Genomic DNA, 24,103 nt, shown 5'->3' on the forward strand with positions numbered 1-24,103 from the left:
TAATTTTTTAAAGGTTAAAGCGATTAAGCTCTTTCTACTACTACTAAGTGTGAGATTTTACGGATCATTCCTTCGATTTGAGGAGTAGATTCATGCTCAACAACTTGATTCAACTTTCTTAAACCTAAAGCAACTAATGTAGCTTTTTGAGATTTATCACGGTTGATTGCACTACGTGTTTGTTTTACTCTTACTTTGCTCATTTTACTTTTTTTTAACCGTTGAACACTTTAGTTACAGAAATACCTCTTTGACGTGCAATAGTTTCAGCTGAACGTAAGCTTAATAAAGCAGCGAACGTAGCTTTTACTGCATTGTGAGGGTTAGAAGATCCTTTTGATTTTGATAATACATCATGTACACCAACAGACTCTAATACTGCACGAACTGTACCTCCTGCAATTACCCCTGTACCTTTTGCTGCTGGACGGATGAATACTTGCGCACCACCAAAACGAGCTTCTTGTTCGTGAGGAATTGTATTGTTAAATAATGGGATACGTACTAAGTTTTTCTTAGCATCTTCGATAGCTTTAGCGATTGCAGAAGCAACGTCTTTAGATTTACCTAATCCAAATCCAACTACTCCATTTCCATCACCTACTACTACGATTGCAGAGAAACCAAATGCTCTACCTCCTTTTGTTACTTTAGTAACACGTTGTACTCCAACTAAACGATCTTTTAAATCTAAACCTGTTGGTTTTACTCTTTCTACGTTTTTAAATCCTAACATAATTTCTTTCTCTTTTTTAGAATTTTAATCCACCTTCTCTAGCACCATCAGCTAAAGCTTTGATTCTACCATGATATACGAAACCGTTACGATCAAAAACTACAGTTTCAATTCCTTTAGCAACAGCTTTTGCAGCTAATGCTTTCCCAACAGATGCAGACACTTCAGTTTTAGTACCTTCTACAGAAACACCTTTTTCACGAGATGATGCAGAAGCTAAAGTAACTCCACTGTTATCGTCAATAATTTGAGCGTAAATTTCTTTGTTAGAACGGTAAACTGACAAACGAGGTTTAGTTTCTGTTCCAAAAATATTTCGACGCACGCGTCTTTTTATTTTTTGTCTTTTTTCTACTTTAGATAATGCCATTTTTCAATGATTTTTATGCAGATTTACCTGCTTTTCTTCTAATAATTTCTCCTACGTACTTAATTCCTTTTCCTTTGTAAGGCTCTGGCTTACGGTAAGAACGGATTTTAGCAACTACCATACCTAATAATTGATTATCGTGAGACGATAAAGTAATAATTGGGCTTTTACCTTTTTCTGTTAAAGTCTCAACTTTAACTTCTGTAGGTAATTCGATAATAATGTTGTGAGAGAAACCTAATGACAAATCTAATTTTTGTCCTTGGTTAGATGCTCTATAACCTACACCAACTAATTCTAATTGTTTTTTAAAACCTTCAGTAACACCGATAACCATATTATTGATTAATGAACGGTATAAACCATGTAAAGCTTTATTTTCTTTAGAATCGTTTGGACGAACTACAGTTAAAACTCCGTCTTCGATAGTTAAATCAAATCCAGCTTTTAACTCTCTTGTCATTGTAATGTTGTTACCTGTTACAGTAACTACGTTATTTTTAAAATCAACTGTTGCAGCTGCAGGAATATTGATTATTGCGTGTCCTATTCTTGACATAATTTCTTAAATTTTTAAAAGATTAATAAACAAAACATAAAACTTCACCACCAACATTCTCTTGACGAGCTTGTTTATCTGTCATAACTCCTTTTGAAGTCGAAATAATAGCAACACCTAAACCGTTTAATACACGAGGTAATTCTTTAGATCCTGCGTATTGACGTAAACCAGGAGTTGAAGCTCTTTTGATTTTACGAATAGCTGGCTCTTTAGTAACTTTATCGTACTTTAAAGCGATTTTGATTGTTCCTTGAGGTTTGTCTTGACCTTCAAATTTGTAGTTCAAGATGTAACCTTGTTCAAATAAGATCTTAGTGATCTCTTTTTTAATTTTAGATGCAGGGATTTCCACTACTTTGTGTCCTGCCATCATTGCATTTCTAACACGAGTTAGAAAATCTGAAATTGGATCTGTATACATAAATAATTCTATAGTATAGCGCGTAAGCACTACTTTTAAAATTAAACTTTTACCAAAATGCACTATGCATTTGGGTTGCAAATATATTGCATATTTTTTAATTACAAACTATTAATCTAAATAATTTATTTTTAAAGTGCTAAGCCGTAGGTGAAAAGCTGGTCAATTCGGTTATTCTAATTAAATATTGATATTAAAAATATTTATCAAAAAAAATCCTTACTCAATAAAGAGTAAGGATTTAATATTTCTAAAGCAATTGGTGATTACCAAGACGCTTTTTTAACACCTGGAATTAACCCTTCGTTTGCCATCTCACGGAAAGTAACACGAGAGATCCCGAAAGTTCTCATGTATCCTTTTGGACGACCTGTTAATTTACAACGGTTGTGTAAACGTACAGGAGAAGCGTTTTTAGGTAATTTTTGTAATGCTTCGTAGTCACCAGCTTCTAATAAAGCTTGACGTTTCGCAGCATACTTAGCAACTAATGCTTGTCTTTTGCGCTCACGCGCTTTCATTGATTCTTTAGCCATGACTTCTTATTTTTCTTTAGTAAATGGTAATCCGAATTTAGATAATAAAGCTTTTGCTTCTTTATCTGTGTTCGCTGAAGTTACAAAGGTAATATCTAAACCTTGAATTTTCTTGATTTTATCAATATTAATTTCTGGGAAGATAATTTGTTCTTTGATACCTAAGTTATAGTTACCTCTACCGTCGAAACCTGTAGAAGAAATTCCGTTAAAATCACGTACACGTGGTAAAGCGGCAGATACTAAACGATCTAAGAATTCGTACATTTTCTCACCACGTAAAGTTACTTTGGCACCAATTGGCATTCCTTTACGTAATTTGAAAGCTGCTTCATCTTTCTTAGAAATAGTTCCAACTGCTTTTTGACCAGTGATTAATTCTAACTCTTCGATAGCGTAATCAACGATTTTTTTATCAGCTGTAGCAGCACCTAAACCTTGAGATAAAACAATTTTCTCTAATTTAGGAACTTGCATAATAGATTTGTATCCAAACTCTTCTTTAAGAGCAGCTACAATCTCTTCTTTATATTTAACCTGCGGACGAGGTGTGTATGTTGTTGTACTCATCTTAGATAGCTTTTCCTGATTTTTTAGCAATTCTTACTTTTTTCCCTCCTTCTTCTTTGATCGCTACTTTCGTTGCTTTCCCAGTTTCTGGATCTACTAAAGCCAATTTGCAAATATAGATTTGAGCTTCTTTTTCAACAACTCCACCTTGTGGATTTTGTGCGCTTGGCTTTACACGTTTTTTTGCAATATTAACCCCTTCAACGATAGCTTTAGCTTTGTCAGGGAATACGCGTAACACAGTACCAGTTTGACCTTTGTTAGATCCTGATAAAACGACTACTTTGTCTCCTTTTTTAATTTTTAACTTTGCCATGTTGTTATATTATAATACCTCTGGGGCTAATGATACAATTTTCATATATTCTTTATCACGTAACTCACGAGCAACTGGACCGAATACACGAGTTCCACGCATTTCTCCTTGAGTATTCAATAATACACATGCATTATCGTCGAAACGGATATATGAACCGTCTTTTCTGCGAACTTCTTTTTTAGTTCTAACTACAACAGCTTTTGATACAGCACCTTTTTTAACGTTTCCTGAAGGTGTAGCTTCTTTGATCGCTACTACGATTTTATCACCTACAGATGCGTATCTTCTTTTAGTACCACCTAAAACGCGGATTACTAATGCTTCACGAGCTCCTGTGTTATCTGCAACTTTTAATCTAGATTCTTGTTGTAACATAACTTATATTATTTAGCTCTTTCAATGATTTCTACTAATCTCCATCTTTTGCTTTTAGACAAAGGACGAGTTTCCATGATACGCACTGTGTCACCTTCGTTACACTCGTTATTTTCGTCGTGCGCTGTATATTTCTTCGTTTTTAAAACGAATTTCCCATAAAATGGGTGCTTTTGCTTCTTAGTTTCAGCTACTACAATGGTTTTTTCCATTTTGTTTGAAGTAACTAAACCAATTCTTTCTTTTCTTAATTTTCTTTCCATCAGTTACAGATTACTGTTATGATTGTTTTTCGTTTAACACGGTATTCAAACGAGCAATTGTTCTGCGTAAGTCTCTAATACCGATTGGATTTGCTACAGGAGAAACAGCGTTCGTCAATTTTAATTGATCGTAGTTTGCTTGTTCTTCAGCTATTTTAGCTTGTAACTCCTCTACACTTAGATTTCTAATATCTGCTGCTTTCATTTTTTCTTAATTTTGAAATTATTAATTTTGGAAATCACGTGCAACGATAAACTTAGTCTTAACAGGTAACTTCTGAGCTGCTAAACGCAATGCTTCAGTTGCAACCTCTACTGGCACACCTCCTACTTCGAATAAAATACGACCTGGTTGTACAGGAGCTACCCAGTATTCTGGAGCACCTTTACCTTTACCCATACGTACCTCTGCTGGTTTCTTAGTTATTGGTTTATCTGGAAATATTTTAATCCATAATTGACCCTCTCTCTTCATGAAACGAGTCGCAGCAATACGAGCTGCCTCGATTTGACGTGCTGTAATAAACGCTTCGTCTAAAGATTTGATCCCGAAAGTCCCGTAAGCTAATTGAGTTCCTCTGTGAGAAACACCTTTCATCTTACCTTTTTGGGTTTTTCTAAACTTTACTCTTCTCGGTGATAACATATCTACTTAATTCTTTATGTTAGTTGTTAAACTAAATTATCGCTTTCTATTATTAGATCTTTCACCTCCTTTTCTGTTGTTTTCAGATTTTTTTTGTTTTTTCTGTAATCCAACTAATGGAGATAATTCTCTCTTACCATATACCTCACCTTTCATGATCCATACTTTGATCCCTAAACGACCGTAAGTTGTATGAGCTTCTGAAATGTGGTAATCAATGTCTGCACGGAATGTAGACAAAGGAATACGTCCTTCTTTATAAGTTTCAGAACGTGCCATCTCTGCACCGTTTAAACGACCAGAGATTTGAACCTTGATTCCTTCTGCGTTCATTCTCATTGCTGATTGAATTGCCATTTTAATAGCACGACGGTAAGAAATACGATTCTCAATTTGACGAGCGATACTATCACCTACTAAGATTGCATCTAATTCTGGTCTCTTAATTTCGAAGATGTTAATTTGAACCTCTTTACCAGTGATTTTCTTTAACTCTTCTTTTAATTTGTCAACTTCTTGTCCACCTTTACCAATAATGATACCTGGACGAGCAGTAGTTACAGTAACTGTAACCAATTTTAAAGTACGATCGATGTAAATACGAGAAACTCCGGCTTTAGACAAACGTGCTCTTAAATAAGTACGAATTTTTGCATCTTCTGCAATTTTATCACCGTAATCATTTCCACCGTACCAGTTAGAATCCCATCCTCTGATGATTCCTAAACGATTTCCGATTGGATTAGTTTTTTGTCCCATATTCTTAATCTTGTACTTTTTGTTTATCTTCTTTAGTTCCTAAAACCAAAGTTACATGGTTTGAACGTTTTCTGATTCTATGTGCTCTACCTTGAGGTGCAGTACGAATTCTTTTTAATTGACGTGCACTATCAACAGAGATTTCTTTTACATATAATCCAGCTTCTTCAACATCAGCTCCTTCGTTTTTGATTTGCCAGTTAGCGATAGCGCTTAATAACAATTTTTCTAAACGGATTGAAGCGTGGTTTTTAGTATATTTTAAAATACCTAAAGCTTTTTGAATTTCAACTCCACGGATAATATCTACTACTAGTCTCATCTTACGAGGAGAAGTAGGAACATTATTTAATTTCGCAAAAGCTACCTGCTTGTTAGCTTCTTTGATTCTTTCGTTACTTAATCTTTTTCTAGATCCCATGGCCCTTTACTATTTTTTTCCTTTGTTTTTAGCTCCGGCATGACCTCTAAAAGTACGTGTAGGAGCGAACTCACCTAATTTATGACCTACCATATTCTCAGTAACATAAACAGGAATAAATTGCTTTCCATTGTGTACTGCGATTGTTTGACCAACAAAATCAGGAGAAATCATTGATGCTCTTGACCATGTTTTGATCACGTTTTTGCTACCGCTTTCTACGTTAGCAAGAACTTTCTTTTCTAATTTATAGTGGATGAATGGTCCTTTTTTTAATGAACGTGCCATAAATTATTTTTTTCTTCTTTCAACAATATATTTGTTAGACGCTTTCTTCTTGTCACGAGTTTTGTAACCTTTCGCTGGAATACCGTTACGAGAACGAGGAATACCTCCTGTCGCACGACCTTCACCACCACCCATTGGGTGATCTACAGGGTTCATAACCATTGGACGAGTTCTTGGACGACGACCTTGCCATCTAGAACGACCAGCTTTACCAGAAACTTCTAACTGATGGTCTGTGTTAGAAACAACACCTACTGTTGCTTTACACTCCACTAAAATCATTCTTGATTCACCACTTGGTAACTTAACGATAGCATATTTACCATCACGCGCAACTAATTGAGCATAAGTACCTGCACTTCTTGCCATAACTGCTCCTTGCCCTGGACGTAACTCAATACAAGAGATTACTGTACCTAATGGCATGTTTTTAAGCTTCATAGCATTACCTACTTCTGGTTCTACGTTTTCTCCTGAAACAATTACTTGTCCAGCTTTCAAACCATTTTGAGCAATAATGTAACGTTTTTCACCATCTTCGTAAGATAATAAAGCGATGAATGCAGTTCTGTTTGGATCGTATTGTACAGATTCTACAGTTGCAGCACCTTCTTTATCACGTTTGAAGTCGATGATACGATATTTTTGTTTGTGTCCACCACCGATATAACGCATTGTCATTTTACCAGTGTTGTTACGTCCACCCGATTTAGATTTTCCTTCAACTAATGTCTTTTCTGGCTTAGCATTTTTATCTACTGCCGCAAATTCATTAACCACTCTAAAACGTTGTCCCGGGGTGATAGGTTTTAATTTTCTTACTGACATTTTTTAATTCTTAAATTATCCGAACAACTCTATTTCTTGACCTTCAGCTAAGCTAACGATCGCTTTTTTCAACTTATTTGTTTTTCCAGTTTGAAAACCTGTTTTTGTGTAACGAGTTTTTACTTTTGGAGCAGATACTAAAGTACTAACAGAAACTACAGATACACCGTAAGTTTTTTCTACAGCTTCTTTAATTTGAATTTTGTTAGCTTTTGTGTCTACATAAAACGAATATTGCCCTAACAACTCACTGTTATTAGTTGCTTTTTCTGAAATTACTGGTTTAATTATGATTCCCATTTTCTTCGTCTTATTTTGTTAAATTTTCTTGAACTGTTGCTAAAGAACCTTCTAAAAATACGATTTGAGAAGCATTGATTAAATCAAATACATTTAATTCCTCAGTTGTAACAACTTTAACTTTTTGTAAGTTACGAGAAGATAAATATACATTGCTATTAGATTCGCCTAATACGAATAATGATTTTGTGTTCTCTAATCCTAAATCAGTTAAAACAGTTTTGAACTCTTTAGTTCTTGGTGCTTCGAAAGAAAAGTTTTCAACAACTTTGATTTCATTCTCAGCTAACTTTTGTGATAAAACTGATTTTTTAGCTAATCTCTTTTGCGCTTTGTTTAATTTGAAAGAGTAGTTTCTTGGACGTGGTCCGAAAACTCTACCTCCTCCTCTAAACACAGGAGATTTAATAGAACCAGCACGAGCTGTACCTGTTCCTTTTTGCTTTTTGATTTTACGAGTTGATCCCGCAATCTCAGCTCTTTCTTTTGCTTTGTGCGTTCCTTGGCGTTGAGCTGCTAAATATTGTTTAACTTCTAAGTACACTGTGTGTGTAGAAGGCTCAATTCCGAAAACTGCCTCGTCTAAAGATACTGTTCTTCCAGTTTCTTGACCTTTGATGTTTAATACTACTACTTCCATCTTCTAACGATTACGTATGAATTTTTAGGACCTGGGATAGCACCTTTAACAATTAAAAGGTTTTTCTCAGCATCCACTTTAAGTACTTTTAAGTTCTGAACAGTAACTTGTTTACCACCCATTCTTCCAGCCATACGCATTCCTTTGAATACACGAGATGGATCTGAACCAGCACCGATAGAACCTGGAGCTCTTAAACGGTTATGTTGACCGTGTGTAGCTTGACCTACCCCACCGAAACCATGACGTTTAACAACACCTTGGAAACCTTTTCCTTTTGAAGTACCTGTAACACTTACAAATTCTCCTTCGTTGAATAACTCAACGTTAACTTCTCCTCCTAGAGTTAAAGAGTTTACGAATTCTTCACCGTAAAACTCAACTAACTTTCTCTTTGGAGTAGTTCCTGCTTTTTTAAAGTGACCTTTTAAAGCATTAGTCGTGTTTTTTTCTTTTGCGTCATCGAAACCAAGTTGAGCAGCAACGTACCCATCTTTCTCTACGGTTCTGACTTGAGTAACCACACATGGCCCAGCCTCTACGATTGTCACAGGAATATTTTTCCCGTTCTCATCAAATAAGCTAGTCATCGCGATTTTTTTACCAATGATACCTGACATTTGATTAAAATATGTTAATAATTTGTTTATTATTTCAGAGAATGTGGACTTTCGACCACTAGAGATCTTCTCTAAAATTAGCATGCAAATGTATGAATTAATTTATAAACAACAAACTTTCAATTGATTATTTTTCAAAAGTTTACAAACAGAGAAAAATATCAACGAAAGCATCATTAAAGTAATTCATAAAAAAACCCTGAGATGTGCACGTCTCAGGGTTTATATTTATTTAAAATACAGATAACTATACTTTAATTTCTACTTCAACACCACTAGGTAATTCTAACTTCATTAAAGCATCAACTGTTTTAGATGAAGAAGAATAAATGTCTAATAATCTTTTGTGAGCTGATAATTGAAATTGCTCACGAGATTTTTTGTTAACGTGTGGAGATCTTAAAACTGTAAAGATTCTTTTGTGAGTTGGTAATGGAATTGGCCCATTAACAACAGCTCCTGTAGCTTTTACAGTTTTTACGATTTTTTCAGCTGATTTATCAACTAAAGAATAATCGTAAGATTTTAATTTTATTCTAATTTTTTGACTCATTTTTCTTGAATTAAGCGTTACCTTTTGCTTTAGCGATTACAGCTTCAGACACGTTTGTTGGTGCTGGAGCGTAGTGATCGAATTCCATTGTAGATGTAGCACGACCAGAAGATAATGTACGTAATGAAGTTACATATCCGAACATTTCTGCTAATGGAACCATAGCTTTAATAACTTTAGCGTTATTTCTATCGTCCATTCCTGATACTTGACCACGACGACGGTTTAAGTCACCTACAATGTCACCCATGTTTTCTTCTGGAGTTAAAACCTCTAACTTCATGATAGGCTCTAAGATTTGAGCACCAGCAGCTTTTGCAGCAGCTTTGTACCCCATTTGAGCAGCTAACTCGAAAGATAATTGGTCAGAATCCACAGGGTGGAAAGATCCATCTTTTAAAGTAACTTTTAACGAATCCATTTCGAATCCTGCTAAAGGTCCATTCTTCATTGCAGCTTTGAAACCTTTCTCAATAGAAGGGATAAATTCCTTAGGAACGTTACCACCTTTAATTTCAGAAACGAATTCTAAACCTGTTTTACCTTCATCTGCTGGCCCCATTTCGAAAACGATATCAGCAAATTTACCACGACCACCTGATTGTTTTTTGTAAACCTCACGGTGATTAGCTGGTCTTGAGAATGATTCTTTGTACTCTACTTGAGGCTCACCTTGGTTAACCTCTACTTTAAATTCACGTTTTAAACGGTCAACGATGATATCTAAGTGTAACTCACCCATACCAGAAATAACTGTTTGACCAGAAGCCTCATCAGTTTTTACTTGGAATGTAGGATCCTCTTCAGCTAATTTAGCTAAAGCCATACCTAATTTATCAACGTCAGCTTTCGTTTTAGGCTCAACTGCGATACCAATTACTGGATCTGGAAAATCCATAGACTCTAATACAATAGGTGCTTTTTCATCACATAAAGTATCTCCTGTTTTGATATCTTTGAAACCTACTGCAGCTCCAATATCACCCGCTTCGATTCTCTCGATAGGCTCTTGTTTGTTAGCGTGCATTTGGAAGATACGAGAAATACGTTCTTTGTTACCAGAACGAGTATTTAATACGTAAGATCCAGCGTCTAATCCACCTGAATAAGCACGGAAGAAGGCTAAACGACCTACGAATGGGTCAGTAGCAATTTTAAATGCTAATGCTGAGAATGGCTCATCAACTGAAGGCTTTCTTGTAATAGGCTCGTCAGTTTTTGGGTCAGTTCCTGGAATCGCTTCTTTATCACTTGGTGATGGTAAGTAACGACATACAGCATCTAACATGAATTGTACACCTTTGTTTTTAAACGAAGATCCACAAGTCATTGGGATGATAGACATATCTAATGTTGCAGCACGTAATGCAGTGTGAACTTCTTCTTCAGTAATAGAGTTTTCATCCTCCATATACTTCTCTAATAAGTTCTCATCGTACGCAGCAATTTCTTCAATTAATTGACCACGAAATTGTCTTACATCGTCAACCATATCAGCTGGGATTTCAACAACATCAAATGTAGAACCATGATTCTCATCATGCCATACAATTGCACGGTTTTTAATTAAATCTACAACTCCTTTAAAGTCAGCTTCGTCACCGATTGGCAATACGATAGGAACAGCGTTTGATCCTAACATTTCACGTACTTGACGACATACATTTAAGAAGTCAGCTCCTTGACGGTCCATTTTATTAACGAAACCTAAACGAGGAACTTTATAGTTATCTGCTAAACGCCAGTTTGTTTCAGACTGAGGCTCAACTCCATCTACTGCTGAGAATAAGAAAACTAAACCATCTAAAACACGTAAAGAACGGTTTACCTCTACTGTAAAGTCAACGTGACCAGGAGTGTCGATAATATTAAAGTGGTATCCTTTAGCGTCTGGTAATGGTTTACCTTGTTCTGTTGGGAATGTCCAATCTACTGTTACAGCTGCAGAAGTAATTGTAATACCTCTTTCAGCCTCTTGCTCCATCCAGTCAGTTGTAGCTGATCCTTCGTGAGTTTCCCCAATTTTGTGATTCTTACCTGAATAGAATAAGATACGCTCTGTCGTTGTAGTTTTTCCTGCATCGATGTGAGCAGCAATACCAATGTTTCTTGTGTATTTTAAATCTCTTGCCATCGTGTATTAGAATCTAAAGTGAGAGAATGCTTTGTTAGCTTCTGCCATTTTGTGAGTATCTTGACGTTTTTTAACGGCAGATCCTTCTTCTTTAGCAGCTGCAATAATTTCTCCAGCTAATTTTTGAGCCATCGATTTCTCGTTTCTGTTACGAGAATATTTGATTAACCATTTCATTGCTGTTGAAATTTTACGGTCTGGACGAATTTCCATTGGAATTTGGAATGTAGCTCCACCAACACGGCGAGAACGTACTTCTACGTGAGGCATTACATTAGATAATGCTTCTTTCCAAATGTCTAATGAAGTTTTTTCTGCATCCTCTTTACGAGAATCTACGATTTCTAACGCATCATAGAAAATTTTGAATGCTACAGATTTTTTTCCGTCATACATTAAGTTGTTTACGAAACGAGTTACTAACTGATCATTAAATTTAGGATCTGGAAGTAAAGGTCTTTTTTTAGCTCTTGTCTTTCTCATCTTACCTTAAATTTATTTTTTAGCATCTTTAGGACGTTTCGCTCCATACTTACTTCTACGTTGAGTACGTCCGTTTACTCCCGCAGTATCTAACGCTCCACGAACAATGTGGTAACGTACACCTGGTAAATCTTTAACTCTACCTCCTCTAACCAATACTATCGAGTGCTCTTGAAGATTATGACCTTCACCACCGATGTACGCGTTAACTTCTTTCCCGTTTGTTAATCTAACACGAGCAACTTTACGCATTGCTGAGTTAGGTTTTTTAGGAGTTGTAGTGTAAACACGTGTACAAACACCGCGGCGTTGTGGACATGATTCCAATGCAGCCGATTTACTCTTCTTGGTTAGTTTTTTTCTACCTTTTCTAACTAATTGTTGAATTGTTGGCATACTAATTAAATTTCCTTTTAAATTTGGATTAAACCCATTTTTTGGGCATGCAAAACTACAAATAATTTATACAAAAACAAATAATTATAGATTTATTTTACATTGATTTATAATTTTTTAAACCAATACAATCTTAATTTCACATTTCATTAATCACAAATAATACAATGTTAAATTAATCTGCTATCCTTTTTCTTTAATTAAAACAAACTTAGCTAAAGTAAAAATCTTGATTTAGTTATTCTCTTTAAAAAATTAACACAGTAATCATAAATAAAAACATTCTAAAACTCCATTAATTGAGAATAAGTATTTTTACAAAAACTTTCGCATAATATTTATTTAATGTTAATTTTACATTAGAAAAATTAATTTTGCACTTCAAAACATTATTAAATGTCGGTAAACTCATTTTTTAAATTATTTACTCCGAAGGATAAAGTATTCTATCCTTTGTTCGAGGAAGCTTCAAAAAGTTTAATCAAATTAGCTGAATTGTTACATGAATGTGTAAACGCTCCAGTTGAAGAACGCGAAGATTACATCGCACAAATTTCTAAGATCGAAAGTAAAATTGAATATCTTACTCAAAAAACAAATTTAGAGTTAAGCAAAAACTTTATCACACCTTTTGATAGAGAAGATATTTATCAATTAGTAAAATCTATCGATTATGTTGCAGATAATTTAAATGGTGCAGCAAATCGTATCAATATTTATCAAGTAGATAAAATTACAAAATCTATCCGCAAAATTACAGCTGTTAATTTAGAAGCTTGTCAATTAATCGGAGAGGGAATTGAGCAATTAAAAGATTTGAGAAACGTAAATCGTATTTACGAAATATGTGAACGAATCAATAAATTAGAAAATAAATCGGATCGTATTTTTGATAAAGCGGTACAAGAAATTTTCGAGAACGAAACTGATGTTAAGAATATCATCAAGTATAAGGAAGTTTTATCTTCATTAGAATCTGCAACAGACAAGTGTAAAAGTGTTGCAAATGTATTGGAAGCTGTAGCGGTAAAACACTCATAACCATAACTTAATCTAAAAGATTATGACAGAATTTTTTTCAGCGTTCTCGAGCATGTTATCGTCTACGCCAGGAATGTTATTGATTACTATTATCGTTTTAGCTTTTGTTTTTGATTATATAAATGGTTTTCACGATGCCGCAAACTCTATTGCTACAATTGTTGCAACTAAGGTTTTAACGCCTTTTCAAGCTGTACTTTGGGCTGCTGCATTCAACTTTGCTGCTTACTTTATTTCAGTTTATTGGATTGGAGAATTTAAGATTGGTAACACTATTGCAAAATCGGTTAACGAACATTTTATTACGTTAGAAGTTATTTTAGCTGGTATTATAGCTGCCATTTCTTGGAACTTATTAACATGGAAATTTGGTATTCCTTCTTCTTCTTCTCATACATTAATTGGAGGATTTATTGGAGCAGCATTAGCTCATGCTGGTGGTTTTTCTGCTGGAGGTGAAGATGTAATTGTTTACAAAAAAGTAATTCCTATTGTATGCTTTATTGTATTAGCACCATTAATCGGTATGATTATCGCCTCAATATTAACCATTATCACACTTAACATCTGCAAAAGAGCTAAACCTGCAAAAGCAGAATGGTGGTTTAAGAAATTACAATTAGTTTCTTCTGCCCTTTTTTCTTTAGGACATGGTATGAATGATGCACAAAAAGTAATGGGTATTATTGGAGCAGCTGTTATTTTCTACCACATGAATGTAGATTTTGATCCAGCTTATGTACAAGCAGAAGATAAATTCCAATATTTCGTAGCACATTGGGGATGGGTTCCTATCACTTCTTTTATTGTTATCGCATTAGGAACAATGGGAGGTGGATGGAAAATTATCAAAACAATGGGATCTAAAATTACAAAAGTAACACCATTAGAAGGCGTAGTTGCTGAGACATCTGGAGCTATGACGCTTTATATTTCTGAACATTTTGGAATCCCTGTTTCTACAACACATACAATTACAGGTTCTATTATCGGTGTTGGTTTAACGAAACGTGTTTCTGCTGTTCGTTGGGGAGTAACAATCAGTTTGCTTTGGGCATGGGTTCTTACTATTCCAGTTTCAGCATTATTAGCTGCATTGATTTATTACATTGTAACACTATTTGTATAAGACAACAATTCAATATCATTATTTTTTTCAGGAGCTTTTATAAGCTCCTTTTATTTTTTAAATAATTTTCGAAATTGATAAATGATAAGTTTAAGAAAGTTTTAAATTTGCGCCATGCAATTAACTGTATTATTTATCATTATCGGTTTAGCCATTTTATTCGATTTTTTAAATGGTTTTCACGATGCCGCAAACTCTATTGCAACCGTTGTCACAACAAAGGTTTTAACTCCTATTCAAGCAGTTATATGGGCTGCGTTTTTTAATTTTGTCGCTTTTTTTATCGCCAAATATATCATTGGAGAATTCGGAGTTGCAGACACAATAGCTAAAATTATCAAAGAAGATGTTGTTGTCGCATTTGGTTCCAATCCTTCTGTAGTTGTTATGGCAGCTCTTTCTGCAGCAATCACTTGGAATATTTTAACTTGGAAATTAGGAATTCCATCTTCTTCTTCTCACACATTGATTGGAGGTTTAGCTGGAGGTGCATTAGCTGCAACAGGTTATGATTTTTCTGCAATTAACAGTACAATTATCTTAACGATTATCGCTTTTATTTTGGTCGCGCCAATTATTGGTTTAATAGCTGGTAATGTTATTTACATCATCACGCTGAATCTTTGTCGAAATGCAAAACCACATAAAGCAGATGCTTGGTTCAAGAAATTACAATTGGTTTCTTCTGCAATGCTAAGTATTGGTCACGGTTTGAATGATTCTCAAAAAGTAATGGGAGTTATCACATTTGCTTTACTTGCAAATCAAACAGCTATTGTTAATACTGATATGAATGATTGGATTTTGAATGATGTTTTCGATTGGAAACATTGGTTCATTACAACAAGTAGTACAGATATTCATGATTGGGTTCCAATTATGTGTTTCTCGGCAATTGCTTTAGGAACTTTAGGTGGCGGAATGAAAATCTTAAAAACGATGGGAAATAAAATTACAAAAATTACTCCTATCGAAGGTTTCACAGCGCAAACAGCTTCTGCTATTACTTTATTCTTTACTGAACATATCAAAATGCCTGTTTCTACAACGCACGTGATTACAGGATCAATTATTGGTGTTGGAATGGTAAAAAGAGTTTCTGCAGTTCGTTGGGGCGTTACAATTAGCTTATTATGGGCTTGGATTTTAACAATTCCAGTTTCTGCACTTATTGCAACAGGATTTTATTATCTATTCTCAATGTTTTTCTAACATAAAAAATTTAATCATATAAAAAAATGGCTGTCAAAATTGACAGCTATTTTTTTATATGATTAAATTTTATTTACTAAAATCTTCTTTCAACAAATCGATCTTCGCTAACAACGCTTGTTGAACAGCTGGATAATCTTCTTTGTTAGAAAGTGGAGCATTTACAGAGAAATAATATTTAATCTTCGGTTCTGTTCCAGAAGGGCGACAAGCGACTTTACTTCCATCCTCAGTATAGAAAATCAATACATTTGACTTTGGAATCTCAATTGCTTTTTCTTCTCCAGAAATTAAATCTTTGTCGATAGAAGATTGAAAATCCTTAACACGAACAACTTTAGATCCCGCTAATTCTTTTGGTGAATTTGTACGGAAATCAACCATCATTTGAGCAATCAATTCTGCACCTTCTTTACCTGGTTTTACAATATTGATTAAATCTTCTTGATATGCTTTTCCGATTTCAAGATAGATCTCTGTTAGTTTATTATATAAAGAGCTTCCTTTCGCTTTTTGTACAGCTGCAATTTCAGAAACCAATAAAGCTGTTGTAACTGAATCTTTATCACGGATAAAATCTCCAACCATAAATCCGAATGACTCTTCTCCTCCTCCAACAAAACTTTCTTTGCCTTCGAATTTACGAATCATATCAGCAATCCATTTGAAACCTGTTAATCCAACTTTACAATCCACATTGAATTTCGCAGCAATATCATAGAAAATATCAGACGTTACAATTGTCGATCCAATAAATTCTTTTCCAACCAATTTTCCTGCTTCTTGCCATTTTTCTAATAAATAATAAGCCAAAACAGTATTCATTTGGTTACCATTCAACAAAACAATTTCGCCTTCGTTATTACGAGTTGCAACACCTACACGATCTGCATCAGGGTCTGTTCCAATCACAACATCAGCATCAATTTCGTTTGCTAAAGCAACTGCCATAGTTAACGCTTCTGGTTCTTCTGGATTTGGCGATTTTACTGTTGGGAAATCTCCACTTGGAATTGCTTGCTCAGTAACTTGATGAACTTGTGTAAAACCAGCTTTTTCAAAAGCTTTCGGCGTGATTGCAACTGCAGTTCCGTGAATAGAAGTAAAAACAATTTTGATATCTTTTTTTCCTTCTTGCGTAAAACTTCCGTTCGCTACGCATGCCTCAATAAAAGCTTCATCAATTTCTTTTCCTATATAAGTTAATAATGTATCATTCCCTTTAAATTTGATTTCTTCTACTTTTACACTATTTACTTCGTTGATAATTTCTCCATCTTGTGGCGGAACAATTTGTGCTCCATCATTCCAATAAACTTTGTAACCATTGTAAATTGGAGGATTATGAGAAGCTGTCAAAACAATTCCAGCATCACAACCTAAACGACGAACTGTAAAAGACAATTCTGGCGTTGGACGAAAAGATTCGAACAAATAAACATTGATTCCATTCGCAGTCAAAACATCTGCAACCATTTTTGCAAACGTATCCGAATTGTGGCGAACATCGTAAGCAATCGCAACTTTTTTCTCTTTATTCGGAAATTGTTGATTGATATAATTTGCTAAACCTTGCGTTGCTGCACCAAGTGTATATTTGTTTAAACGATTTGTTCCAACTCCCATTATACCACGCATTCCTCCTGTTCCAAACTCAAGGTTTTTATAAAAAGAATCATCTAATTCGGTTGGATTATTATCAATTAAATCTTGAACAGCTTTTCTTGTTTCCGCATCATAAGCGTCAGAAAGCCATAATTTAGCATTATCTAAACTTGAAGTCATTCTTGTTTTTATTTTTTTAGTACTTGGGCGCGATCAGCAATTTTTGTATCCTTATTTGGATCGCCCATAAAATTAACGATTGAGTTTCCTTTTGCAGAACCATAAAGCGTTTGACGAGCATTGATATCTAACAAAGCATTATCATCTGTTGTAAAATTAGCTTCATTGACCTCGTATTTAAACAAATTCAATTGTGCTTCACCATAAGCTTTCACTTTCATAGTTCCAGCAGTTCCTTCTAACATAATATTAGATTGATCATCTGCTTTCAAATCAAAGTTGTTTGTTATCAAAAAAGTTTGATTAATTCTTGCTTGATCCTTCGCATTCATTGTCAATTCATCCACATTTAATGTTCCAGAAGTTATCAAAGAAGTTTGTTTATTAACATCAATTTTGTCTAAATCTCGTGTCACATAAACATACAAATCATAGGCACTGTATTGATCTACATTTGATTTTTCTTTAATTGTAACCGCATTATTTTTTGCTTCAACTTCTAAATTATCAATAATATTTTGATGCGATTCTACTTTAACTCCAGATTTGTTTCCCGGAACCAAGATAACGTTACAATTACACGAAACGCTCAAATCTTTGATATTATCAGCAGTATATTCTTTTTGAGCCGTTGCAGCACCTTCTCCATCAATTGATGATGAACACGAAGTTACAACTAAACCTAAAAATCCTAATAAAATTATTTTCTTCATAGTAGTTGGTTATTTAATTAGTTTAAATTCAATTCTTTTTGAACTAAATACAATTGTTTTTCACGATTATTACGAACAATTAACTCGCCCAAAAATCCCGCCAAAAATAATTGCGTTCCCAAAATCATAAAAACTAATGAGATATAAAAATAAGGACTATCTGTAATTAATCTTGCTGGAGAGTGTGAAATATAAACTTTGTACAACTTCTCTATTCCTAAATAAAATGAAGCGAAAAAACCTAAAATAAACATCAACGTTCCTAATAAACCAAAAATATGCATTGGTTTATTTCCAAATTTTGACGCAAAAAAAAGTGTAATCAAATCTAAAAAACCATTTACAAAACGATTTGCTCCAAATTTTGAAACACCATATTTACGCGCTTGATGCTTTACCTTTTTCTCAATAATTCTCGAATACCCAGCATTTTTAGCTAAAACAGGAATATAACGGTGCATATCACCATACAGTTCAATATTTTGTGTCACTTCCCAGCGATAAGCTTTTAAACCACAATTAAAATCGTGTAATTTTACACCAGACGTTTTACGAGCAACACCATTGAATAATTTCGAAGGAAGATTTTTTGTTAATCTATTATCTTGACGATTTTCTTTCCAACCTGAAACAATATCTGCCTTTTGATTTTTTAGCATTTTGTATAACGACGGAATTTCCTCAGGAAAATCTTGTAAATCTGCATCCATAGTAATCACAACATCACCTTTAACTTCTTTAAAAGCTGCGCTAAGTGCTGGAGATTTACCATAATTTTTACGAAATTTAATTCCTTTTACTTCAGGATTGAAGTTGGCAATATATTCGATAATTTGCCATGAATCGTCTGTACTTCCGTCATCTACGAAAATAACTTCGAATGTAAAATCATTCTGTTCACAGACTTTTTTGATTCTGTAGAACAATTCCTCTAAGGAATCTTGTTCGTTCAATAAAGGAACAACAACTGAAATATTCATATGTTAAAAAACACGTTTTTTTAAGAATTGTGAAAACATTGCCGAAATTGCAATGTAGAAAGATAAGAAAATTGAGAATAACCCGAAGAAGTTTTTTACAGTAAATAAATTAAGTGTTTTATAATCATCCGAATTTCTAAATGTCTCAATATCTTTTGCTATTTTAGGATCAGACATATTTGATGTAAAAGTATCTAATAATCCTTGCTTCAAACTATCTTGTGCCCATTCTCCGTATGTATTGAAGAAAACAAAAATTACTATCAAACTTATAATACCCGCAAAAAAAATAGTATAAAAACCTACTTTAAAACCTTCTTTGAAAGTCATTAATTCTTCTGACGTTTGATGATTTTTCGCTTTGTCTTTAGATAAATTAAAAATTACTAAGAAACAATATAACGCATACAAAGGTAAAACTACAAAGCAACAAATCATGAAGCTATATGTGTAATAATCTTTTACTGATACTGTTCCATTTAACGAAAAATAAAAATACAGTGCAAAAAACAATGCTAATGTAACCGTTGTAAGCACCAAAGAGTGTTTGAAAATCTTATTAAAACTAATCATTTTGCAAAGATAAATATATCTCGTAATTCTTTCTCTATTAAATTGTATGATTTAAAAAGGAATTTGTATTCATAAATAAATTATTTTTGTTTGGAAATGAATTTATTTTTTAGTCGGTTTCTTAGTTTTGTATTCTTTGCTTTTTCATTCTTGATTGTTAAAGCAAATGATAAAAACATGTCTTTAGATAGCTATTTATCCAATTACAATTCAACTTTATACAACAATCCAGCAGAAGTTATTTCAAATGCAGAATTTTTAATTCGAAGTGCTGATAACAAAAAAAAAATTGCAGAAGCATATTTATTATTAGCTTTTGCAAATTTCTATGCAGGGAAAAATGATATTGCATTAGAAAATGTTGCAATTGCAAATACTGAAGCTTTAAATTCTTCAGATGATTATTTAATTGACATTTCTGAATTTTTGCTACAACGAATTTATCAACGATACAATTTATACGATTTTTCAGAACAATATATAGCAAAAAATCATTCAGATTATGGAATAACAATAAAATCTACTCAATATTTTAATCAAGGTAATTTTGAAAAATGTATTTCAACTCTTTTACAAAAAAGCAAATTAACCGTAGAGGATAATTTAACTTTATCTAAAGCTTATTTAAAACAGCATCAATATCAAAAAGCATTTAATTTATTACAATCTCTTGAAAAAGATTCTTCATTTGGAATATATTTTAAAACACGCATTGAACTTTTTTTAGGTGAATATTATTTTGATATACGCGACACTAATAATGCAGTTAATCATTATAAAAATGCTTTAGAATTTGCTAAAAAAATAAATAATCCTTATCTAATAGCTGATGCGTATTATAATCTAGGTAGTTTGTATTTGGGAAAACATTCTATTGATGAATTTAATATTTATCGTGAAAAATATGACTCAATTTTATCTAAAAATATATTAATCAATCAAAAAATAAACAACGAAGTTTTTCATCATCAATTAAAAGTAATTCAATTAAATCAAGAAAAAGATGAAAATTTATATAAGACAATCATTATAATCTCTATTACGTCTTTCTTATTACTTTTGTCGATTTATATTTTTATTCTCAACAAAAAGAAAGAAAAATTAACACTTATTTCTACTATTGTAAAAACTATACAAGATTCTAGAAATGAAAATATAATTGAGGAAAATGAAAACATCGTTAAATCTCTACAAAAAACAGATTTATTATCAAAAGATAAAGAATATGCTATTTTGCAAAAATTAGATTCATTTGAAAAAACGAATAAATTCTTATTTAAAAATGTTTCTTTAGGTTTAATTGCTTCTCAATTGGATACAAATACAAAGTATTTGAGTGATGTTATAAATCGTCACAAAAAGAAAAATTTCAATACATATATTAATGAATTGAGAATAAAATACATTTTGAATAAATTGAGAATAAAATACATTTTGAATAAATTAACAACTGATTCTAATTATTTGAATTACAAAATAAGTTATTTGGCAGAGGAATGTGGATTTTCTTCTCACAGCAGTTTTGTTTCTGCATTCAAATCTTATACAGGAACAACTCCTACAGTTTTTATTAATGCAATAACTCAAACAAATAAAATATGAAAAAAAGAAATTCTATTTGGTTGATAATTCTGTTAGGCTTTAATTTTTGTTTCGCTCAAAGTGACTCAATAAAAATAAAAAACCTGTACGATGAAGCTAGAGGCAATGTTTATAATAATCCAAAAGAAGCTTTAAGGCAAATTGATATACTTATCAAAAAATCCCAAGAAAATGTTAACCAATTAGTTGATATACATATTCTAAAAGCTACGGCTTATTCTAATCTACGAGATAATGAAAAAGCATTAGAAAACTTAAACAAAACTTATGAATTAGTAAACATTCTAAAGAAAAAAGAGCAAAAAGTATCTGTTCTTCATCGAATTGCATCTATTTATCAAAACTTGAAATTATACGACAAATCACTTATTTATCTTAACGAAGCTGAAAAAATAATTAATCAATTTGATAAAAAACAAGATAAATTAGAAGCTATATCATACAATTACACTGTCAGAGGATTGATTTTTAAAGATTTAAATAATTTTGAAAGTGCTGTAGATTATTTTAATAAAGGAATTGAGAGCTATAATCAAGTTGAAAATGTATTTGTTGCAAATTCTAACAAAAGTGTAATTCATTATAATTTAGGATATTGCTATTTAAAAACTGATATAAAAGCTTCTGAAAAAGCTTTCACAGAATCTTATCGTTTAGCTCAACTTGTAGGCACAAAAATTTTATTAGCTTATTCATTGAAAGGTTTAGGAGAATATTATTTTAAAATAAATGATTACAAAACATCTAACGAAAAACTTAACGAAGCAATTATTTTATTTCAAAATTTAGAAGATCCTATTTTAAAACGAAATGTTTATAGTTTAGTTGGGTTAAATAGTATAGCTTTACAAGAATGGCAACAATACGAAAAAGCTGATAGTCTTTCAAATATATACAATAAGAAAGTTTTAGACTCAGAAAATAAAACAATAGGTTTGGCTATAAAATCAATTAAAGAAGAAGCGAAAAAATCAATAAAAACATCATCCTCTAATATAATTCTCATCTCTATAGCTTTATTTATCATTTTACTGATTATTAGCATTTTATTCTTTATAAAAAAAGATAAAATCAATAAAAAAATTGTAAAAAAACAAGAAGAACTAACTACTATTCTTCATAAAAAATAGTCCTATTCAAAATTCGTGAATTTTGAAATTCATTTTCTTTTAAATACTCATTTATCATATTAGGTTTGTCAAAACTAATATGAATTTAATAATGAAAAAACTTTACATTTTTTTACTAATTGTGTTATCATTTGTCTCTACAAATGTTTTTTCACAAACAGAAGCATTTTTTTCACAAACAATGGCAACATCTATTCGTAGTATAAATAATAACGGACTTGGACTGGGTGCCGCCAAATATTTTGACTACAATACAAAAACTTACACACCTCAAGAGTCATCTTTGGGTGTAAGTCTACTAAATGTTATAAATGACAATGCTGATGTTGCAGGAGAAATGAAATTATCTGGAACATCAAATAAAGTACCTGCTTTTAGAGCGTATTCTAAAGAATGGAAAGAAATAGGCGTATTCCCAGAATTCTTATTTGGTAAAAGTAGTTTTACTGTTTTTGATTATTCTGAAAATGGAAAGTATATTGTAGGACAAATGTCTAAAAGAATAGACGATAAAGATGTTTATGGTTCTTTTATATATTATACAGAAACAGGAGAATTAAAACCTATTTTCAATGAAAAGTATACTGCTTTAGCTGTTTACACAATAAATAATGATGGATTAATGGCTGGTTGGGTCGATGATTCTGGATTAAATGGAGGAACTCGTCGTATTCCATGTACTATAGATCAAGATTTAACAATAAAATATATTGATAATAAATTACCTACTTCGGCAGTATCAGACATTATGAAAATAAATACTAATGGATTGATGGCAGGAGAATGGGAAGGTTTACCAATGATTTATAATTATAAAACAGGTGAAAGAAAATCAATAAAGATTTATGAAGGTTTTTATGCAGGAGCTTTTGAAGACATCTCTGATAACGGTATCGCTATTGGATACATGACAACTTTAAATACCGCAAACCAATTAGTTAGAGAAGCCATTATTTGGCACGAATCGTTTGGAGATCAAGTAAAACTCTTAAGTGATTTTGTCAAAAAAGAGGGATTAAAAATAGATACATTTGACGGGTTAATGGGAACAGCATTAACTATTTCTAATAATGGAAAATATATTGGCGGATATGATAATTCTGCTTTTAATTTTGCTAGAGGATGGGTTATAAAATTGGATGAAAAACTATTAGGATTAAATAAGAATCAACTCGCTAAAGTTTCAATAAATGTATTCCCTACTTTGGTTTCATCAACACTTAATATTTCATCAGATAAAACGATCGATAACTATAAGATTAATACAATTGATGGTAAATTAATACAACAAGTTGAACTACATAGAAATAATGCTCAAATAAATATTCATTACTTACCAAAAGGAGTTTATTTAATCACTATTCAATCAAACAACCAAGTTAAAACTGTAAAATTTATAAAACAATAATGAAAAAGTAAATTCATTTTCATCAATTATTTTTTTTAAAAGTTAATTAATTTTTCAAAGAAGTGGTTTTTTTTAATTCCACTTCTTATTTGTAAATCAATTTATTAATATAAGAAAATTCAAACAACTTATTTTTTTTTCTATAAACTCTTTTATTTTTCCAAAACTTTCTTACCTTTGCATCAGGCAAGTCCTACACAACCAGCTCCTGTTGAATCCTCCAGGACGGGAACGTAGCAAAGGTATACGGTCGTAGCGGTGTGATGTAGATCGCTTGCCTATTTTTATTTATTTAAATTTCACTCCACTT

33 protein-coding genes and 1 other RNA gene are annotated in these 24,103 nt (G+C 32.5%); 7 read left to right on the forward strand and 27 right to left on the reverse strand.

Annotated features, from left to right (window positions below; translation table 11 throughout):
* Window positions 1-23: 23 nt before the first annotated feature.
* The 23 genes from rpmD to rpsL all read right to left on the reverse strand — a co-directional run bounded on the left by rpmD (window position 24) and on the right by rpsL (window position 12,220).
* Window positions 24-203 carry a 50S ribosomal protein L30 gene (gene rpmD / locus E4J94_RS07670; protein WP_135835261.1) on the reverse strand — a complete coding sequence of 60 codons (180 nt, stop codon included), beginning with the start codon at window positions 201-203 and terminating at the stop codon, window positions 24-26.
* A gap of 11 nt (window positions 204-214) precedes the next feature.
* Window positions 215-736 carry a 30S ribosomal protein S5 gene (gene rpsE, locus E4J94_RS07675; protein ID WP_185145634.1) on the reverse strand — a complete coding sequence of 174 codons (522 nt, stop codon included), beginning with the start codon at window positions 734-736 and terminating at the stop codon, window positions 215-217.
* Window positions 737-752: 16 nt separating this feature from the next.
* Window positions 753-1,106, reverse strand: coding sequence for a 50S ribosomal protein L18 (gene rplR / locus E4J94_RS07680; protein WP_135835263.1), 354 nt, complete (start codon window positions 1,104-1,106; stop codon window positions 753-755).
* A gap of 13 nt (window positions 1,107-1,119) precedes the next feature.
* Entirely contained in the window at window positions 1,120-1,665 is a 546-nt protein-coding gene (gene rplF / locus E4J94_RS07685; RefSeq protein ID WP_135835264.1) for a 50S ribosomal protein L6, read from the reverse strand.
* Window positions 1,666-1,687: 22 nt separating this feature from the next.
* Window positions 1,688-2,089 carry a 30S ribosomal protein S8 gene (rpsH, locus tag E4J94_RS07690; protein WP_135835489.1) on the reverse strand — a complete coding sequence of 134 codons (402 nt, stop codon included), beginning with the start codon at window positions 2,087-2,089 and terminating at the stop codon, window positions 1,688-1,690.
* Between the two features lie 266 nt (window positions 2,090-2,355).
* Window positions 2,356-2,625: a 30S ribosomal protein S14 gene (rpsN, locus tag E4J94_RS07695; RefSeq protein ID WP_135835265.1), complete on the reverse strand. Its 270-nt coding sequence runs from the start codon at window positions 2,623-2,625 to the stop codon at window positions 2,356-2,358.
* Between the two features lie 6 nt (window positions 2,626-2,631).
* Window positions 2,632-3,195: a 50S ribosomal protein L5 gene (rplE, locus tag E4J94_RS07700; protein ID WP_135835266.1), complete on the reverse strand. Its 564-nt coding sequence runs from the start codon at window positions 3,193-3,195 to the stop codon at window positions 2,632-2,634.
* Window position 3,196: 1 nt separating this feature from the next.
* Window positions 3,197-3,511 carry a 50S ribosomal protein L24 gene (gene rplX, locus E4J94_RS07705; RefSeq protein WP_135835267.1) on the reverse strand — a complete coding sequence of 105 codons (315 nt, stop codon included), beginning with the start codon at window positions 3,509-3,511 and terminating at the stop codon, window positions 3,197-3,199.
* A gap of 9 nt (window positions 3,512-3,520) precedes the next feature.
* Entirely contained in the window at window positions 3,521-3,889 is a 369-nt protein-coding gene (rplN, locus tag E4J94_RS07710; protein ID WP_019974196.1) for a 50S ribosomal protein L14, read from the reverse strand.
* Between the two features lie 8 nt (window positions 3,890-3,897).
* On the reverse strand, window positions 3,898-4,152 hold the full coding sequence (rpsQ, locus tag E4J94_RS07715) for a 30S ribosomal protein S17 (RefSeq protein ID WP_135835268.1): 255 nt from the start codon (window positions 4,150-4,152) through the stop codon (window positions 3,898-3,900).
* Window positions 4,153-4,168: 16 nt separating this feature from the next.
* On the reverse strand, window positions 4,169-4,357 hold the full coding sequence (gene rpmC, locus E4J94_RS07720) for a 50S ribosomal protein L29 (RefSeq protein WP_038335494.1): 189 nt from the start codon (window positions 4,355-4,357) through the stop codon (window positions 4,169-4,171).
* A 21-nt stretch (window positions 4,358-4,378) separates the two neighbouring features.
* The gene (gene rplP, locus E4J94_RS07725) at window positions 4,379-4,798 is read right to left on the reverse strand and encodes a 50S ribosomal protein L16 (protein ID WP_038335490.1); all 420 of its coding nucleotides are present in this window, start codon (window positions 4,796-4,798) and stop codon (window positions 4,379-4,381) included.
* Window positions 4,799-4,834: 36 nt separating this feature from the next.
* Complete coding sequence (gene rpsC, locus E4J94_RS07730) at window positions 4,835-5,557, reverse strand: 30S ribosomal protein S3 (protein ID WP_135835269.1); 723 nt, start codon at window positions 5,555-5,557, stop codon at window positions 4,835-4,837.
* A gap of 4 nt (window positions 5,558-5,561) precedes the next feature.
* Window positions 5,562-5,978, reverse strand: a complete 417-nt coding sequence (rplV, locus tag E4J94_RS07735) for a 50S ribosomal protein L22 (RefSeq protein ID WP_019974201.1) — start codon at window positions 5,976-5,978, stop codon at window positions 5,562-5,564.
* A gap of 9 nt (window positions 5,979-5,987) precedes the next feature.
* The gene (rpsS, locus tag E4J94_RS07740; protein ID WP_019974202.1) at window positions 5,988-6,266 is read right to left on the reverse strand and encodes a 30S ribosomal protein S19; all 279 of its coding nucleotides are present in this window, start codon (window positions 6,264-6,266) and stop codon (window positions 5,988-5,990) included.
* Between the two features lie 3 nt (window positions 6,267-6,269).
* The gene (gene rplB / locus E4J94_RS07745) at window positions 6,270-7,094 is read right to left on the reverse strand and encodes a 50S ribosomal protein L2 (RefSeq protein WP_038335472.1); all 825 of its coding nucleotides are present in this window, start codon (window positions 7,092-7,094) and stop codon (window positions 6,270-6,272) included.
* Between the two features lie 15 nt (window positions 7,095-7,109).
* Window positions 7,110-7,394, reverse strand: a complete 285-nt coding sequence (gene rplW, locus E4J94_RS07750) for a 50S ribosomal protein L23 (protein ID WP_038335466.1) — start codon at window positions 7,392-7,394, stop codon at window positions 7,110-7,112.
* A gap of 10 nt (window positions 7,395-7,404) precedes the next feature.
* Window positions 7,405-8,034 carry a 50S ribosomal protein L4 gene (rplD, locus tag E4J94_RS07755; RefSeq protein ID WP_038335460.1) on the reverse strand — a complete coding sequence of 210 codons (630 nt, stop codon included), beginning with the start codon at window positions 8,032-8,034 and terminating at the stop codon, window positions 7,405-7,407.
* Complete coding sequence (rplC, locus tag E4J94_RS07760; protein WP_135835270.1) at window positions 8,025-8,654, reverse strand: 50S ribosomal protein L3; 630 nt, start codon at window positions 8,652-8,654, stop codon at window positions 8,025-8,027. The genes rplD and rplC overlap by 10 nt, the downstream gene beginning before the upstream one ends.
* Window positions 8,655-8,901: 247 nt before the next feature.
* Window positions 8,902-9,207, reverse strand: a complete 306-nt coding sequence (gene rpsJ, locus E4J94_RS07765) for a 30S ribosomal protein S10 (RefSeq protein WP_019974208.1) — start codon at window positions 9,205-9,207, stop codon at window positions 8,902-8,904.
* Between the two features lie 10 nt (window positions 9,208-9,217).
* Window positions 9,218-11,341 carry an elongation factor G gene (gene fusA, locus E4J94_RS07770; protein ID WP_135835271.1) on the reverse strand — a complete coding sequence of 708 codons (2,124 nt, stop codon included), beginning with the start codon at window positions 11,339-11,341 and terminating at the stop codon, window positions 9,218-9,220.
* Between the two features lie 6 nt (window positions 11,342-11,347).
* Window positions 11,348-11,824 (reverse strand): 30S ribosomal protein S7, encoded by a 477-nt coding sequence (gene rpsG, locus E4J94_RS07775; RefSeq protein WP_019974210.1) that lies wholly within the window; start codon window positions 11,822-11,824, stop codon window positions 11,348-11,350.
* 12 nt (window positions 11,825-11,836) lie between these two features.
* The gene (gene rpsL / locus E4J94_RS07780; RefSeq protein ID WP_019974211.1) at window positions 11,837-12,220 is read right to left on the reverse strand and encodes a 30S ribosomal protein S12; all 384 of its coding nucleotides are present in this window, start codon (window positions 12,218-12,220) and stop codon (window positions 11,837-11,839) included.
* 396 nt (window positions 12,221-12,616) lie between these two features.
* Here rpsL and E4J94_RS07785 point away from each other — a divergent pair, with 396 nt between their 5' ends.
* The 3 genes from E4J94_RS07785 (at window position 12,617) to E4J94_RS07795 (ending at window position 15,602) form a co-directional block, all read left to right on the forward strand.
* Complete coding sequence (locus E4J94_RS07785; RefSeq protein WP_038335434.1) at window positions 12,617-13,261, forward strand: DUF47 domain-containing protein; 645 nt, start codon at window positions 12,617-12,619, stop codon at window positions 13,259-13,261.
* A 22-nt stretch (window positions 13,262-13,283) separates the two neighbouring features.
* On the forward strand, window positions 13,284-14,390 hold the full coding sequence (locus E4J94_RS07790; RefSeq protein WP_246034279.1) for an inorganic phosphate transporter: 1,107 nt from the start codon (window positions 13,284-13,286) through the stop codon (window positions 14,388-14,390).
* A gap of 114 nt (window positions 14,391-14,504) precedes the next feature.
* The gene (locus E4J94_RS07795; RefSeq protein ID WP_135835272.1) at window positions 14,505-15,602 is read left to right on the forward strand and encodes an inorganic phosphate transporter; all 1,098 of its coding nucleotides are present in this window, start codon (window positions 14,505-14,507) and stop codon (window positions 15,600-15,602) included.
* 69 nt (window positions 15,603-15,671) lie between these two features.
* On the opposite strand, the gene E4J94_RS07800 is transcribed toward E4J94_RS07795, so the two are convergent.
* The 4 genes from E4J94_RS07800 to E4J94_RS07815 are packed head-to-tail and all read right to left on the reverse strand — an operon-like array spanning window position 15,672 to window position 19,653.
* On the reverse strand, window positions 15,672-17,387 hold the full coding sequence (locus E4J94_RS07800; RefSeq protein ID WP_135835273.1) for a phospho-sugar mutase: 1,716 nt from the start codon (window positions 17,385-17,387) through the stop codon (window positions 15,672-15,674).
* Between the two features lie 8 nt (window positions 17,388-17,395).
* Entirely contained in the window at window positions 17,396-18,100 is a 705-nt protein-coding gene (locus E4J94_RS07805; protein WP_135835274.1) for a GIN domain-containing protein, read from the reverse strand.
* Window positions 18,101-18,117: 17 nt separating this feature from the next.
* Complete coding sequence (locus tag E4J94_RS07810) at window positions 18,118-19,080, reverse strand: glycosyltransferase family 2 protein (protein WP_135835275.1); 963 nt, start codon at window positions 19,078-19,080, stop codon at window positions 18,118-18,120.
* A gap of 3 nt (window positions 19,081-19,083) precedes the next feature.
* On the reverse strand, window positions 19,084-19,653 hold the full coding sequence (locus E4J94_RS07815) for a DUF4199 domain-containing protein (RefSeq protein WP_135835276.1): 570 nt from the start codon (window positions 19,651-19,653) through the stop codon (window positions 19,084-19,086).
* 177 nt (window positions 19,654-19,830) lie between these two features.
* Here E4J94_RS07815 and E4J94_RS07820 point away from each other — a divergent pair, with 177 nt between their 5' ends.
* From E4J94_RS07820 to ffs, 4 genes are all read left to right on the forward strand, one after another.
* Entirely contained in the window at window positions 19,831-21,255 is a 1,425-nt protein-coding gene (locus tag E4J94_RS07820) for a helix-turn-helix domain-containing protein (RefSeq protein WP_168801842.1), read from the forward strand.
* Window positions 21,252-22,385 carry a tetratricopeptide repeat protein gene (locus tag E4J94_RS07825; RefSeq protein ID WP_135835278.1) on the forward strand — a complete coding sequence of 378 codons (1,134 nt, stop codon included), beginning with the start codon at window positions 21,252-21,254 and terminating at the stop codon, window positions 22,383-22,385. The genes E4J94_RS07820 and E4J94_RS07825 overlap by 4 nt, the downstream gene beginning before the upstream one ends.
* A gap of 181 nt (window positions 22,386-22,566) precedes the next feature.
* Complete coding sequence (locus tag E4J94_RS07830; protein WP_168801843.1) at window positions 22,567-23,793, forward strand: T9SS type A sorting domain-containing protein; 1,227 nt, start codon at window positions 22,567-22,569, stop codon at window positions 23,791-23,793.
* 184 nt (window positions 23,794-23,977) lie between these two features.
* An RNA gene (gene ffs, locus E4J94_RS07835) (signal recognition particle sRNA small type) lies at window positions 23,978-24,076 on the forward strand.
* The last annotated feature ends 27 nt before the right edge of the window (window positions 24,077-24,103 follow it).

Origin of the sequence: Empedobacter tilapiae, assembly GCF_004785645.1 — a bacterium.
Classification (GTDB): Bacteria; Bacteroidota; Bacteroidia; order Flavobacteriales; family Weeksellaceae; genus Empedobacter; species Empedobacter tilapiae.

What these genes read in the sequence shown, in the direction of transcription:
- E4J94_RS07815 (WP_135835276.1), bottom strand. Translation starts at nt 19,653, where the DNA reads ATGATTAGTTTTAATAAGATTTTCAAACACTCTTTGGTGCTTACAACG.
- rpsC (WP_135835269.1), bottom strand. Translation starts at nt 5,557, where the DNA reads ATGGGACAAAAAACTAATCCAATCGGAAATCGTTTAGGAATCATCAGA.
- rplN (WP_019974196.1), bottom strand. Translation starts at nt 3,889, where the DNA reads ATGTTACAACAAGAATCTAGATTAAAAGTTGCAGATAACACAGGAGCT.
- E4J94_RS07790 (WP_246034279.1), top strand. Translation starts at nt 13,284, where the DNA reads ATGACAGAATTTTTTTCAGCGTTCTCGAGCATGTTATCGTCTACGCCA.
- rplV (WP_019974201.1), bottom strand. Translation starts at nt 5,978, where the DNA reads ATGGGATCTAGAAAAAGATTAAGTAACGAAAGAATCAAAGAAGCTAAC.
- E4J94_RS07785 (WP_038335434.1), top strand. Translation starts at nt 12,617, where the DNA reads ATGTCGGTAAACTCATTTTTTAAATTATTTACTCCGAAGGATAAAGTA.
- rplP (WP_038335490.1), bottom strand. Translation starts at nt 4,798, where the DNA reads ATGTTATCACCGAGAAGAGTAAAGTTTAGAAAAACCCAAAAAGGTAAG.
- E4J94_RS07820 (WP_168801842.1), top strand. Translation starts at nt 19,831, where the DNA reads ATGTCTTTAGATAGCTATTTATCCAATTACAATTCAACTTTATACAAC.
- rpsN (WP_135835265.1), bottom strand. Translation starts at nt 2,625, where the DNA reads ATGGCTAAAGAATCAATGAAAGCGCGTGAGCGCAAAAGACAAGCATTA.
- E4J94_RS07800 (WP_135835273.1), bottom strand. Translation starts at nt 17,387, where the DNA reads ATGACTTCAAGTTTAGATAATGCTAAATTATGGCTTTCTGACGCTTAT.
- rplC (WP_135835270.1), bottom strand. Translation starts at nt 8,654, where the DNA reads ATGTCAGGTATCATTGGTAAAAAAATCGCGATGACTAGCTTATTTGAT.
- rplF (WP_135835264.1), bottom strand. Translation starts at nt 1,665, where the DNA reads ATGTCAAGAATAGGACACGCAATAATCAATATTCCTGCAGCTGCAACA.
- rpsJ (WP_019974208.1), bottom strand. Translation starts at nt 9,207, where the DNA reads ATGAGTCAAAAAATTAGAATAAAATTAAAATCTTACGATTATTCTTTA.
- rpsL (WP_019974211.1), bottom strand. Translation starts at nt 12,220, where the DNA reads ATGCCAACAATTCAACAATTAGTTAGAAAAGGTAGAAAAAAACTAACC.
- E4J94_RS07805 (WP_135835274.1), bottom strand. Translation starts at nt 18,100, where the DNA reads ATGAAGAAAATAATTTTATTAGGATTTTTAGGTTTAGTTGTAACTTCG.
- E4J94_RS07830 (WP_168801843.1), top strand. Translation starts at nt 22,567, where the DNA reads ATGGCAACATCTATTCGTAGTATAAATAATAACGGACTTGGACTGGGT.
- rpsQ (WP_135835268.1), bottom strand. Translation starts at nt 4,152, where the DNA reads ATGGAAAGAAAATTAAGAAAAGAAAGAATTGGTTTAGTTACTTCAAAC.
- rpsE (WP_185145634.1), bottom strand. Translation starts at nt 736, where the DNA reads ATGTTAGGATTTAAAAACGTAGAAAGAGTAAAACCAACAGGTTTAGAT.
- rplR (WP_135835263.1), bottom strand. Translation starts at nt 1,106, where the DNA reads ATGGCATTATCTAAAGTAGAAAAAAGACAAAAAATAAAAAGACGCGTG.
- rpsG (WP_019974210.1), bottom strand. Translation starts at nt 11,824, where the DNA reads ATGAGAAAGACAAGAGCTAAAAAAAGACCTTTACTTCCAGATCCTAAA.
- E4J94_RS07825 (WP_135835278.1), top strand. Translation starts at nt 21,252, where the DNA reads ATGAAAAAAAGAAATTCTATTTGGTTGATAATTCTGTTAGGCTTTAAT.
- rplX (WP_135835267.1), bottom strand. Translation starts at nt 3,511, where the DNA reads ATGGCAAAGTTAAAAATTAAAAAAGGAGACAAAGTAGTCGTTTTATCA.
- rpmC (WP_038335494.1), bottom strand. Translation starts at nt 4,357, where the DNA reads ATGAAAGCAGCAGATATTAGAAATCTAAGTGTAGAGGAGTTACAAGCT.
- rplW (WP_038335466.1), bottom strand. Translation starts at nt 7,394, where the DNA reads ATGGGAATCATAATTAAACCAGTAATTTCAGAAAAAGCAACTAATAAC.
- rplB (WP_038335472.1), bottom strand. Translation starts at nt 7,094, where the DNA reads ATGTCAGTAAGAAAATTAAAACCTATCACCCCGGGACAACGTTTTAGA.
- rplE (WP_135835266.1), bottom strand. Translation starts at nt 3,195, where the DNA reads ATGAGTACAACAACATACACACCTCGTCCGCAGGTTAAATATAAAGAA.
- E4J94_RS07795 (WP_135835272.1), top strand. Translation starts at nt 14,505, where the DNA reads ATGCAATTAACTGTATTATTTATCATTATCGGTTTAGCCATTTTATTC.
- rplD (WP_038335460.1), bottom strand. Translation starts at nt 8,034, where the DNA reads ATGGAAGTAGTAGTATTAAACATCAAAGGTCAAGAAACTGGAAGAACA.
- rpmD (WP_135835261.1), bottom strand. Translation starts at nt 203, where the DNA reads ATGAGCAAAGTAAGAGTAAAACAAACACGTAGTGCAATCAACCGTGAT.
- fusA (WP_135835271.1), bottom strand. Translation starts at nt 11,341, where the DNA reads ATGGCAAGAGATTTAAAATACACAAGAAACATTGGTATTGCTGCTCAC.
- E4J94_RS07810 (WP_135835275.1), bottom strand. Translation starts at nt 19,080, where the DNA reads ATGAATATTTCAGTTGTTGTTCCTTTATTGAACGAACAAGATTCCTTA.
- rpsS (WP_019974202.1), bottom strand. Translation starts at nt 6,266, where the DNA reads ATGGCACGTTCATTAAAAAAAGGACCATTCATCCACTATAAATTAGAA.
- rpsH (WP_135835489.1), bottom strand. Translation starts at nt 2,089, where the DNA reads ATGTATACAGATCCAATTTCAGATTTTCTAACTCGTGTTAGAAATGCA.